Genomic DNA, 12,651 nt, shown 5'->3' with positions numbered 1-12,651 from the left:
GAAAGACTAATTAGCCATTTTGTAAAGAAATAGGCGAACGACTTTTTATTTGAACTTACTTAGTATGTAACTTTATGGCTCATATTAAAATGTTAGATTTGATGACTTACGCTGAATTTAAAGCAACACTTGCTCAACCTACTCCGCCTTCTTCTGTTCATGAATTACTCGTCGCACTTTGGTACGATGCTAATGACGATTGGGAACAAGCACATGAAGTAGCTCAAAGTAATGAAGGTTCGAAAAACTATGACCAACTACACGCTTATTTACACAGAAAAGAAGGCGATAATTGGAATGCCAGATATTGGTACACACGTGCAAAATCGTCAGTTTTTGTAGGTTCATTGGCAGATGAGTGGGAAATGTTAGTCAAGCAGTTTTTGACTCTGTAAGTTTTGCCTACCTTTGTATAAATATAAATTAATGCTATCTACGATACTTTGTTGAAGTGATTGACCGAAAGGACGTAGATTTATTATCTTAATTATGACCAAAATTACCCAATACATCGAGCAAGCAAAAGGTAAGACCTTGTTTTCAATAGAGATTATTCCACCAGTAAAAGGGGAAAGTATTCAAGCGTTAATGAGTAATATTGAGCCTTTGATGGAATTTAAACCGCCTTTTATTGAGGTAACTTATCACCGGGAAGAATTTTTAGAAAAAATAGTGAACGGTCAGATTGATAGAATTCCAATTCGTAAACGTCCGGGAACAGTAGGTATTTGTGCAAGTTTGATGAACCGTTTCAATGTTGATGCAGTGCCTCATGTAATTTGTGGAGGATTCACAAAAGAAGAAACAGAAGATTTTTTGTTTGATTTACACTATTTGGGTATTGATAATGTATTAGTACTTCGTGGCGATCCAGTAAAAGGAAATCCAGCTTTTACGCCAGAAAAAGGAGGTCATGCTTTTGCAAGTGATTTATTGCAACAAGTAGTAAAGATGAACAATGGAGAACTTTTGCATGAAGAAACGCAAGCTTCGCCCACTAACTTTTGTATTGGCGTAGCGGGTTATCCAGAAAAACATTTTGAAGCACCAAACTTTAATACCGATTTTGCTTACTTAAAAAAGAAAGTAGAGCTAGGTGCTGATTACATCGTTACACAAATGTTTTTTGACAATCAGAAGTACTTTGATTTTGTGAAGAAATGTCGTGAAGAAGGAATTAATGTGCCAATTATTCCAGGTTTAAAGCCTTTGGCAACTAAGAAACAACTGACAGTTTTACCAAGAATTTTCCATTTAGATATGCCAGAAGATTTGGTAACTGCCGTAACAAATTGTAAAACAGACAAAGATGTCAAACAAGTTGGTATAGAATGGTGTATTCAGCAATGTAAAGAATTGATGGCTTTTGAAGCCCCTATTTTACATTTTTATACGATGAGTAAATCAGAAAGTACTAAGAAGATTGCTGAGGCAATTTTTTAAGTAATTTCATCTAATAATATTTTAATTTTCCTTTAGAAGAGTCTTTTTAGCAATAGACTCTTCTTTTTGTTTCATCAAAAACACTTATTTTAAAAAAATAGAGTATTTTTGATAAAATGAGTAAATCCTCTTTGTCCAATTAATTTTAATAATCGCTGTTTGTGCTTTTTATTTATGGATTTTTCATACCTAAAAACAGAGTGCTTTCAAGTAAAATGTTATGAATCATACATTTACTAAATTACTTATCTCTTTTTTCCTGAAAAGAAACATCTTTCTGATTGGGGCTTTTGCATTTTTAGGTTTATCAATATCGGGGTATGTTTTAATCGAGAACCGTATTGGTAATACCGTTGAAGAGAAGTACCTTTTTGATATAAAAAATAAAGTAAGCCAAGAAATCCAGCAATCAAACTTGGATTTAGATAAGGTTTTAACAACCATTAGCACAGCAAAAAGTAATAGATTTAGTGCTTTCAGAACGACTACTACGTATCCATATTTTATTTTTAGTAAGGGTAAATTAATCTTTTGGTCTGATTATCAATTTGTACCAGATTATACTTTTATCAAAGGAAATTACAGTACCAAAACCTTAGAATTAGAAACTGGAAAATTTATTTTAAATCGACGTTTGGTAACGATAGGTACTAATACTTTTGAAGTTTTTTCGATGATTAATCTTTCATATACAAAAGAGTATGGAGGAAATAGGCAGCAGGGAGAATTCAATGAAAACATATTCAAGATTAATCCCAAAAATATCAATATCATTCCTGCTTCCAAACTTGAAAACAATATTTTTAGTAATTCCAAAGTGTTTTTGTTTTCAGTAGATATCGCAGAAGCTGACCATTCTCAACATTATATAATTTCGACAGGAGTCATTGTAGGAGGTTTTTTATCATTAATTTTCTTTACGATTTATATATTTATTTGGATATGGTATTTCAATAATGGTCATCAGCACATCATGGCTTTTTTGATTTTTGTGGCTTTTTTTGTGTTTCTAAGAGTTACGATGTTGTTTTTCTCCATTCCATTTACATTTACTGAATCTGAACTTTTTAATCCAAAATATTTTAGTATTTCCATTTTCTCACCTTCTTTGGGCGACTTAATTATCAATTTATTAGTACTTGTATTTATCCTGTTTTACTTGATAAATTACTTCTACAAAATGAGTGTGTATTTGTGGCTGATGAATTTAGAAAAGTCCATCAAACGCATTATTTCTGTGGTACTTCTTATTGGAAGTTTTGGCGTGAGTCAATTAATGTACAGTGTGCTGTTAGATATTTATCAAAAGTCAAATAATGAACTCAGTTTGGCATTGAATATTGATATTTGGGAAAAACCACTGGTTTTTTATTCATTGCTAATTTATGTTTTAATATCATTAGGCTACTTCTTAATCTGCCATTTTCTTATTATTTTGGTAATAAAACTTAACAGACAACATACAAAATGGGTTTATCAAGCCTTGTTATCGGCTTTCGTTTTTGCGAGTTTAGTTTGCTTTATTTTCTCCAATTTTAATATTATCGTTTTCGGCATACATACAGTTTATGTACTAGTGCTGTTTTTTACTTCTTTTCCACGTTATTTATATACTTTCCGTTATCAAACTTCCATTTATTTCTTTTGTGGTGCATTAGTATGTGCTGGTATTGGAAATTACGTAGTTAGCCAGCAAAATGTAGAGGAAGATTTTACCCAGAAAAAACAATTTGCCAAAAGTTATTTTGATGAGAATGATGAAAAAGCTGAGTTTCTTTTAAGTAAAGTAAGTCTTGTAATTAGTAGAGACTCAACAGTAATGAGTTTGTTGAAGTCAGATTTTTTACCGAAGGAACAAGTAGAAAATTATATCAAACATAATTTATTAGATAGCTATTTTTCTTATTATGATGTAAATGTTTTTGTGTTTGATTACACAGGGAAATCGCTTGATAATACAGATGAAATAGAGAATTATGAAACCTTTGAAAAGATTTTCAAACTTCCTAAATACCAAACAAAAAATGCCAATGTATATTTTGTGAATGATTTAGAGGTTTATTCAGGGAAACAGTATTTTAATTTTATTCCACTTTTAAATAAGGAAGACTTAGCAACTGGCTATATAATTTTAGATTTAAAAAAGAAGAAAGAATTTACTGAAAGTTCAACTGCTGGAGAATCGCCCATTATTTCAGGAAATAAACTGAAAGCTAATACTTATAGTTATGCGATTTATGAAAATGGAAAAATTATAAAAACAGGAGGAGAGGGCTTTAACTACGAAAGTAAATTATCGAACGAAACTTTATTAGGAAAAGAAATTATTGAAGAAGGCGTAGAAGAAAATGGCTACAAGCATGTCGGTTTTATTGGTAAAAATGGCAGAGCAATTGTAGTTTCTTCCGAAACACAAAGTATTGCATCCATTTATGCCAATTTTTCCTTCCTTTTTTTAATATTAGTATTTGCGATTATCGTCGTTATCTTATTCTATGCCTTAAGATATGGATTATCGAAGATGAATATCAATATTGCCAGTAAAATTCAAATCTATCTTAATATTGCTTTTCTGCTTCCGCTGATTTTGGTAGTAAGTATTACTTTTAGTATTATCGGAACCAAATTCTCAGAAAGCCAAGAAAATAGTTATCTGAACCAAACTGAAAGTATTGGCATCAATCTGATGCCTGCTGTTGATAGATATATTCAGGGGAAAATGAGTAAACAGTTTTTGTCTGATACCATCAATAGTATTGCTGTAAGTACTAAAAAATACATCAGCGTTTTTGATACAAAAGGAAATTTATTAGCCAGTAATAAACCTCTTAGTTTTGAACAGGGTTTTATCTCTTCATACATTAACCCAGTTGCTTACACACAATTGATGGAAGAAAAAGAGAAGAAAGTGATTTTAGATGAAGCCATCGGGGATTTATCTTTTAAAACTTCTTACTTAGAGCTAAAATCAAATGAAGGTAAGTTATTAGGAATTGTTTGTATTCCATTCTATGATTCAAAGACTTATTTTACCAAAGAAGTAAGTTCTGTAATTGGCTCTTTACTGAATACTTTTACCACTATTTTCTTAGTATTATTATGGTTTTCGTATTTGGCTTCCAATCTTTTGGTTGTTCCGTTACAGATGATTACCAATAAATTGCGAAAAATAGATTTAAGCAAACCAAGCGAACCACTTTCTTGGCGTTCGGATGATGAAATTGGTGTTTTGGTAAAAGCTTATAACGAAATGTTGGTAAAGTTGGATGAATCGAAAGTTGCTTTGACTGATGCCAATAAACAATCTGCTTGGCAACAAATGGCAAAACAAGTCGCTCATGAGATTAAAAATCCATTAACGCCAATGAAATTGTCTTTACAATTATTATTGCGTAAGATTTCAAGAGGTACTGAATTGGATATGTCGCAAGTAAAAGACCAAATTGAATCTTTGACGGGGCAAATTGATAATCTTTCATACATTGCTACTTCTTTCTCAGATTTTGCTAGATTGCCAATTCCTAAAAGTGAAGTATTTGATTTTGCTCATGAAACCAGAAAAGTAGTCAATCTTTTCAAAGACGATACTCAACAACATATTCGAATGATTGTTCCTGAAAAGCCAGTAAAAGTAGTTGGCGACCGCCAATTAACAGGAAACATTATTAAGAATTTGATAATGAATGCCATTCAATCTGTTCCTGAAAATAGAAATGCAACAGTAATTATTGCAGTTAATGTTGGGCTTGAAGCAGTGACTTTCAGTATTCAAGATAATGGTATTGGAATTCCCGAAGAAAATCAAGGAAAAATATTTATGTTAGATTATTCAACGAAAGTACAAGGTTCGGGTGTAGGTTTGGCTTTAGCAAAATGGGTAGTTGATAATGCCAAAGGAAGTATTTGGTTTGAAACTATTGAAAATGAAGGAACTAAGTTTTTCTTTACGCTACCTTTAGCACTTTAAGAAGATGAAAAATTTACTTCATTTTCCCTCTTTTTACCAAATAAGCTGAAAGTATTTGTTCAAAGCCTTCGGCAATATCAGCTTCAATAAAATCAATTTTATATTGTCCACAACGAAGCTTTAATTCATGATAAAATTGATGTAAGGACTTCTGATAATCCTCTTTTACTTGTGCAGGATTCAGTTTAATACTTTCATTGGTTTCTAAATCAATGAATTCATAAGGACGGTCTTCAAAATCAAAATCAGATTCAGTTTTTTTATCAGTAACATGAAAAATCAATACTTCATGAAGATTGTGTTTGAGGTGTTGTAAGGAAGAAAAAATCTTTTCGGCATTATCAATATCGTCAAACATATCGCTAAAAATAATGACGAGTGAACGTTTGTGAATATTTTCTGCAATTTGATGAATGACGGAAGCAACTTCTGTTTTTTTATTTTCTTTGGGTTTTTGAAGTAAGTTTTCTAAATCCAAAAATATTTTATGAATGTGTGATGGTGTTGATTTTACAGGTGTTTGAATCTCAACTGACGATGAAAAAGTAATCAGACTAATCGCATCTTTTTGCTTTTGAAGCATATAAGCCAAAGCCGCTGCCGCCATCGTCGAGAATACAATTTTACCGTTTGTTTTTTCAGGATAATACATCGACGATGAAGTGTCAATAATTAAGTGGCAACGTAAATTTGTCTCTTCTTCATAGCGTTTGGTGTAAATTCTATCTGTTTTAGCAAATACTTTCCAGTCGATATGTCTGGTACTTTCTCCATTATTGTATAAACGATGTTCAGCAAATTCAACTGAAAAACCATGAAATGGTGATTTATGAAGACCAGTAATAAAACCTTCTACCATTTGTTTGGCTAAGAACTCAATATTTCCATATTGGCGTATTTGTGCTAAATCCATGATTTTAAAATTGTTGATTGAACTAATTATTTACTCTTCTTTTGGGGAGTTACTTTTGTTTTTTGAGCCTCTTTTTGAGCTTTTATTTTTTGTTTTGAAAGTTTTCGCAAATAGGAATTTACTTTTAAACGTCGATGTTTGAAGTTTGGATATTTCCTTTTTTGCCAATTTTTTTTGAGGCGATAATAACGATGATACTTTAATTTTGTTTTTTGATAGAATTTAGGCTCAAAGTGAGGAGGAGCAACCAACCTTAACGAATCATAAGGTTCAAGCATGATGTCTCCATCGAAACCAACTACTTTCAGACGAACTTTCGTAAGACCCTTGTTGGTCATTTTCAACCATTTTGCTGGATTTTCAGTTAAATCTATGATTCTTCCTGGTTTAAAAGGACCTCTGTCATTGATTCTGACAATCACAAAACGTTTGTTGGCAAGATTTGTTACTTCAACCATCGTCCCGAAGGGTAAAGTCATGTGGGCAGCAGTATATTGATTTCTTTGAAGTATTTCACCTGTTGAAGTAGGTTTTTGATAGAAATACTGAGCATAAAAAGAAGAAATTCCATAAGATTCATCGCCTAATTTTTGTGCATGACCAACAGAACAGAAAAGACAGAGAGTTATAATAATTCCTAGAAGTGGTTTTGACATTTTGTGTGATTTAGTGGATTTAATTAAGTGGCTTTCTACACATTTTCTACCAAAACTGGAATACAAAACTAGCCTTTTTCGGGAGAAATAAAAACATTAATTTTTGGTATATGATTTTGAAAAACACTAATCAAGCATAAAAAATAATGGATTTTACTTTAAATAGATTTAGATAAAGGCATTTTACATCTGTAAGTATCAAACCATCAAAACTTGGTGTAGAAAGGATAAATGAAGAAGTGGAAATTATTTTTTATGATTAACTTTTGAAACATTCAGAAAATTTATATTTTTACCAATCCGTAAACCCTAAATTGTCACAGCACAGTGGAAGAAAGAGAAAGAGAAGAATTGTTTTCGAAACGTATCAGAGCAGGAAAGCGAACGTATTTTTTTGATGTTAAATCGACCCGCTCAAACGACTACTACATTACTATTACTGAAAGTCGCCGTTATCAAAAGGATGATGGATTCGCCTACGAAAAACATAAGATGTTCTTGTACAAAGAAGATTTTGATAAATTTGTTGAAGGGCTACAAGAAGCTGTTGATCATGTTAAAAATGAATTATTGCCGGATGTAGATTTTACGCAATTTAATCGTGAAGATGAAGATGCTGTAGGTGGTTTTGGTAGCGATTTGAAATGGGAATAAACTAATTGAAGAATTGTATAAGCCTCTGAATTTTCAGAGGCTTTTTTGTTGTTGTAGTATTAAACTTGTAACTTTGCCCATATACAAAAGCTCAAACAGACCTTATAATCTGCAAAAAATAGTTAAAATGTAAAAATCCCCATAAGTCTTCTTTTTTGAATGTAAATTCAAATCTAGCTGCATTGTCAGATTCATTGTTCCCAAATTTTCAAGAAATGAATTGATAAACTTAGAAGTAGAACCTTCGATTTCTAAAGTTTAACACACAACAATAAGCAAGAGTTATGTTATATTCTATTTGCATGTTTAGGCTTGAGCTATACTTGATATTATAAATCTTTGAAATTAATAAGTAGATAAATGGGTCTTCAATGTGGAATCGTAGGTTTGCCTAATGTTGGTAAATCTACTTTATTTAGTGCAATTTCTTCAAATAAGGCGGAAGCCGCTAATTATCCTTTCTGTACAATCGAGCCTAATGTTGGCATTGTAACAGTTCCTGACGAACGTCTTAATATTTTAGAACAATTGGTAAACCCTCAAAGAGTTTTACCTACTGTTATTGAATTTATGGATATTGCGGGTTTGGTAAAAGGTGCATCGCAAGGTGCTGGTTTAGGAAATAAATTCTTGGCAAACATTCGTGAAGTAGATGCTATCTTGCATGTAGTTCGTTGTTTTTCTGACGATAATATCGTTCACGTAGAGGGAAGAGTAAATCCTGTTTCGGATAAAGAAATTATCGACTATGAATTACAATTAAAAGATTTAGAATCTGTCGATAAAAAAATCCAAAAAGTAGAACGTGCTGCCAAAGCTGGTGATGCAAAATCTAGAGCGCAATTAGCCATTCTTCAACAATACAAAGCTACTTTAGAAGCTGGTAAATCTGCAAGAACTGTTCAAGGTTTAGAGCCTGATGCTAAATTTGAAGCAATCGGTGATTTATGTTTACTGACAGATAAACCAGTAATTTATGTAGCTAACGTAGATGAAGCTTCCATTGCAAAAGGTACGAACGAGTATGTAGAGCAGTTGAAAGCTGCTGTAGCTGAAGAAGGAGCGGAGGTTGTAGTAATCTGTGCCGCTTTAGAAGCACAAATTGCTGAAATGGAAGATGAAGATGACCGTCAAATGTTTTTGGAAGAGTATAATTTGACTGAATCTGGTTTGGATAAACTAATCCGTAGTTCGTATTATTTATTGAACTTGATTACTTATTTCACAGCAGGTGTGAAAGAAGTGCGTGCTTGGACTATCCAAAAAGGTTGGAAAGCTCCAGCCGCTGCGGGTGTTATCCACTCAGATTTTGAACGTGGTTTTATCCGTGCAGAAGTAATTAAATTTGCAGACTACCAACAGTACAAATCTGAAAGTGCTTGTAAAGAAGCAGGTAAACTATCAGTAGAAGGAAAAGAATATGTTGTAATTGATGGTGACATTATGCACTTCCGTTTTAACGTGTAATAACAATATTTTTGATAGAAAAAAGCCTTCCAACATTCATTGGAAGGCTTTTTTCTATTGGTTTTTTATCAAAGTATAACCTACTAAAGCATCCGCTCTTGTTCCTATTGAACGATGGTATATCAAAATTTCATACACATTTTCAGTTTGTGAATGTGTGCCTTCTAGTTCTGCTTCGCTGATATTTCCTTCATTATCTTTTGTTACGTACAAATAATTGTACACGCCTTGTTTTAATTGAATAAAGGCTTCATAAGCGCCACTTTCTGGCACATAGTGCATTTGGTTTACTTCGTTTAGTTTCCAATCGTTAAATGCACCGTTAATGAATACTTTTTTATTTTCTAAGGAATCTGTTTTCAATAAAAAACTTACTCTTACATAATCCGATTCTGTATCGCCACGATTGGTTTCATAATTATCTATGACGTACATTCCGTTGAAATCATTCGTTGCTACATAAGCCAAACCATTTTGTGGTTTTTCGGGACGAACCTCTATGATACTTTCTCTTTCTGCCTGAACAATTCTAGCAATATTCACTAATTTTTGTTGCGTGCTTCTTCCATCAAACATCCTAAATTCATTACCGCCTTCTAATTGGTTTTCTCCTTCAAAAAACTGATAATCCATTTTACGATTGTAGGAATCAATCATAAATGGTTTAAGATTAGTAAGTGTCTTATTGTCTCTAAAATTCTGACGAATTACAATTTTCAAATCTTGCTTTGGGTCAATAATTTCGTAGCCACTATAATTTACACTGAAGTTTACTTGTTGATGAGTACGTCTTTTCTGAACATTATTCGGGAAAGTAACATTGCCAGCAACGCCTACTCGATTTTGAAAAACCATAAATCTACGAGTAAGCACGATGTCGTCTTCATTGCGGTTTTTGTAAACCATTACCAAATAGTTACCTGCTAATTTGGTCTTAGGGATTTCTACTGCAAAATGGGTATATGGAATTTTAGTAGCAAAGGAATTTCTATAATCGTTAATGGGGAAATCATTAAATTCTGTTAAATATTCAATGTCATTCAATACAGAAGGTGTCCAATCTGCATTACAATGAAATACCTTTACTCTGAAATTCTGAAATTCAGGGGCTAAACAATCAAACTCTAGTTTCAAAATTTGATTTTCCTGTAAATTGATTACAGGTGGGTTTAAGGTTTCTTGAGGTGTTTTTGTCGTACTTAGAGATGGATATAATTGAACGGTACGAATGTAAGGTTCATAAGTATGGTTGTCATAAATAATCTTTTTGGACTCGTATTGTACAGCTTTCTTTCTTTGTGCAAAGAAGGTAAATGGCATCAATAATAAGAATAAGATGGATAAAATTTTCATAAAGAATAGCTAATGAACTGAGCGTTTAAGTGATAAAGAAAGATGATTTTAATAACGAAAGGCTACTAAAATTATTCTGAAAGTAAACGAACAAAGGTTTAAAATCAAAAACGCAAATAAAGCAGTGAGTACCGTTTATTTGCGTTTTTAGAAAATTATTACTCAAAGTTTGTAATTAAAAATTGAATTTTACTGAAGTACATTTTCTGTTTCTTCAATTTCTAACATTACTGCTTCCCAAGTATCGTTAGCTTCTTCTAATGAATTAAGAATCTTTTGGTAAGCAATGTTCTCTTTTTTCAAAGTATCAGCATTGTTAAAAGTAATTGGGTCGGCAAGGGTTTTCTCTTTCTCGACTTTCTCTGCTTCTAATTTTGCAATTAAGCTTTCTGCATCAGTCAACTTCTGATTTAACTTCTTTAGGTTCTTTTGTGCTTCTTTTTTGGCAAAATCATCTAAAACTGGCTTTTTCTCTACAATTTTCTCAACGGTCTTTTTTGGAGAACCTTCTTTAGGAAGTGTTCCATCTATTCTACGTTGTTCCATCCAAGTTTCATATTCATCATAAGTGCCTGGATATACTTTAATTTCTTCGTCTTCGATATACCAAATCTTATTAGCAATTTCAGAAACGAAGAATCTATCGTGAGAAACCACTACATAAGTACCTTCGTACTGTTGTAAAGCTTGAATCAAGATGTTTACAGACATCATATCCAAGTGGTTTGTAGGCTCATCAAGTAGTAAAAAGTTAGCCTCAGAGATTAATACTTTAGCCAAGGCTACTCTTGATTTTTCACCCCCTGAAAGTACTTTAATCTTCTTGAAAGCATCATCGCCTGAGAACAAGAAACAGCCCAAGATACTTCTTAATTCTGTTTCTAACTTCCCTGTTCCTGTCATTTTCAATTCATCCAACAGGGTATTGTTTACGTCTAAGCTTTCTAACTGATGCTGTGCATAAAATGAGTCGATAACATTATGTCCCAATTTGCGTTCACCTTCAAATTGCTCTGAACCATCAATAATTCTCAATACAGTAGATTTACCTTTACCGTTAGCACCAATCAAGGCAATTTTATCTCCTCTTTCAATAACTGCATTGGTGCTTGTAAGGATTCTTTTAGGGCCATAAGCCTTTGTAATATCTTCCAAGTGCATGATAAAACGACCTGGCTGAGTACCAAAGTTGAACTTAAAGTTTACTTTCGCATTTTCGTCTAAAACGTCATCAATCAATTCTAATCTTTCTAAAGCTTTTACTCTTGATTGTACCTGACGTGCTTTAGTTGCTTTTGCTTTGAAGCGAGTAATAAACTTTTCAGTTTGCTTTATTGCTTGTTGTTGGTTCTCATAAGCACCTTTCTGTACTTCATTTCTCAAAGCTTTTTCTTCCATGTAGAAAGAGTAATTGCCAGAATAAGAAACTAACTTCGAGCCTGTTACTTCTACAATCGTAGTAACGGTGTTATCTAAGAAAAATCTATCGTGAGAAACAACAATAATTGCTCCCTCATAAGTATTGATATAGTTTTCTACCCATTGAATAGACGGTAAGTCCAAGTGGTTGGTAGGCTCATCTAGCATCAATAGCGAAGGGCGTTGTAAAAGCAATTTTGCTAACATTACACGCATTCTCCAACCTCCAGAAAACTTCTGTAAAGGCTGTGCTAATTCCTCGGTGCTGAATCCTAAACCTTCCAGAATTGCTTCTGCTTCAGATTGGATGGTATATCCACCTAAAGCATCAAATTCATCTTGAAAACGAGCCAGTTTATTGACATCATCATCTTCAAAATTGGTTTCCATCTTATGTAAAACCTTATCAATTTCAGCTTGTAAGAAGTTCTGTCTTTCAAAAGCTTGCATCGCCACTGAAAGAATAGAATCGTCACTCTGATAAGAAAGTAAGTCTTGATTTAAAAAACCAATAGTACAGTCGCCTGACTTAGAAATACTACCACCATCGGGTAAGTATTCACCATCTATTATACGAAGTAAAGTAGATTTACCAGTACCATTTGCCCCGATAAGACCGATTTTGTCTTTAGGCTTAATATGTAAGTTCGCCCCATCATACATTGGACGAGAACCGAAATAAAACGAAAGATTATTGATAGATAACATACTACAAAGATAATGAAAATTGCCGAAAGAGCCGTCAATTGAGCTTATGGAAAGATGAATGAACGATATTT

Annotated in this window: 9 protein-coding genes; 5 read left to right on the top strand and 4 right to left on the bottom strand. The window is 32.8% G+C overall.

The features are described from left to right. Positions 1-74: 74 nt before the first annotated feature. From VB776_RS01575 to VB776_RS01565, 3 genes are all read left to right on the top strand, one after another. Positions 75-395, top strand: a complete 321-nt coding sequence (locus VB776_RS01575) for a hypothetical protein (RefSeq protein WP_407653772.1) — start codon at positions 75-77, stop codon at positions 393-395. A gap of 94 nt (positions 396-489) precedes the next feature. After that, complete coding sequence (locus tag VB776_RS01570) at positions 490-1,443, top strand: methylenetetrahydrofolate reductase (protein ID WP_323325350.1); 954 nt, start codon at positions 490-492, stop codon at positions 1,441-1,443. Positions 1,444-1,663: 220 nt separating this feature from the next. After that, the gene (locus tag VB776_RS01565) at positions 1,664-5,410 is read left to right on the top strand and encodes an ATP-binding protein (protein ID WP_323325348.1); all 3,747 of its coding nucleotides are present in this window, start codon (positions 1,664-1,666) and stop codon (positions 5,408-5,410) included. A gap of 13 nt (positions 5,411-5,423) precedes the next feature. Here VB776_RS01565 and VB776_RS01560 read toward each other — a convergent pair whose 3' ends face one another. Both VB776_RS01560 and VB776_RS01555 read right to left on the bottom strand, forming a co-directional pair. Continuing rightward, positions 5,424-6,323 (bottom strand): DUF58 domain-containing protein, encoded by a 900-nt coding sequence (locus VB776_RS01560; RefSeq protein WP_323325346.1) that lies wholly within the window; start codon positions 6,321-6,323, stop codon positions 5,424-5,426. A 26-nt stretch (positions 6,324-6,349) separates the two neighbouring features. After that, on the bottom strand, positions 6,350-6,979 hold the full coding sequence (locus tag VB776_RS01555) for a septal ring lytic transglycosylase RlpA family protein (protein ID WP_323325344.1): 630 nt from the start codon (positions 6,977-6,979) through the stop codon (positions 6,350-6,352). A 327-nt stretch (positions 6,980-7,306) separates the two neighbouring features. On the opposite strand from VB776_RS01555, the gene VB776_RS01550 reads away from it, so the two are divergent. Next, positions 7,307-7,633, top strand: a complete 327-nt coding sequence (locus VB776_RS01550) for a DUF3276 family protein (protein ID WP_323325342.1) — start codon at positions 7,307-7,309, stop codon at positions 7,631-7,633. A 360-nt stretch (positions 7,634-7,993) separates the two neighbouring features. Next, the gene (gene ychF, locus VB776_RS01545; RefSeq protein WP_323325340.1) at positions 7,994-9,100 is read left to right on the top strand and encodes a redox-regulated ATPase YchF; all 1,107 of its coding nucleotides are present in this window, start codon (positions 7,994-7,996) and stop codon (positions 9,098-9,100) included. Positions 9,101-9,154: 54 nt separating this feature from the next. Here ychF and VB776_RS01540 read toward each other — a convergent pair whose 3' ends face one another. Beyond that, positions 9,155-10,453: a type IX secretion system plug protein gene (locus VB776_RS01540; protein ID WP_323325338.1), complete on the bottom strand. Its 1,299-nt coding sequence runs from the start codon at positions 10,451-10,453 to the stop codon at positions 9,155-9,157. 189 nt (positions 10,454-10,642) lie between these two features. Then, positions 10,643-12,535: a ribosomal protection-like ABC-F family protein gene (gene abc-f / locus VB776_RS01535; protein ID WP_407653775.1), complete on the bottom strand. Its 1,893-nt coding sequence runs from the start codon at positions 12,533-12,535 to the stop codon at positions 10,643-10,645. Positions 12,536-12,651 lie beyond the last annotated feature (116 nt).

Source organism: Arcicella gelida (genome assembly GCF_034931025.1).
In the GTDB taxonomy this organism is placed as follows: domain Bacteria; phylum Bacteroidota; class Bacteroidia; order Cytophagales; family Spirosomataceae; genus Arcicella; species Arcicella gelida.
The sequence above is the reverse complement of the archived record's forward strand: the minus strand, read 5'-3'. Positions and strand labels throughout refer to the sequence as shown.

What these genes read in the sequence shown, in the direction of transcription:
- VB776_RS01575 (WP_407653772.1), top strand. Translation starts at nt 75, where the DNA reads ATGGCTCATATTAAAATGTTAGATTTGATGACTTACGCTGAATTTAAA.
- VB776_RS01565 (WP_323325348.1), top strand. Translation starts at nt 1,664, where the DNA reads ATGAATCATACATTTACTAAATTACTTATCTCTTTTTTCCTGAAAAGA.
- abc-f (WP_407653775.1), bottom strand. Translation starts at nt 12,535, where the DNA reads ATGTATGATGGGGCGAACTTACATATTAAGCCTAAAGACAAAATCGGT.
- VB776_RS01540 (WP_323325338.1), bottom strand. Translation starts at nt 10,453, where the DNA reads ATGAAAATTTTATCCATCTTATTCTTATTATTGATGCCATTTACCTTC.
- VB776_RS01570 (WP_323325350.1), top strand. Translation starts at nt 490, where the DNA reads ATGACCAAAATTACCCAATACATCGAGCAAGCAAAAGGTAAGACCTTG.
- ychF (WP_323325340.1), top strand. Translation starts at nt 7,994, where the DNA reads ATGGGTCTTCAATGTGGAATCGTAGGTTTGCCTAATGTTGGTAAATCT.
- VB776_RS01560 (WP_323325346.1), bottom strand. Translation starts at nt 6,323, where the DNA reads ATGGATTTAGCACAAATACGCCAATATGGAAATATTGAGTTCTTAGCC.
- VB776_RS01555 (WP_323325344.1), bottom strand. Translation starts at nt 6,979, where the DNA reads ATGTCAAAACCACTTCTAGGAATTATTATAACTCTCTGTCTTTTCTGT.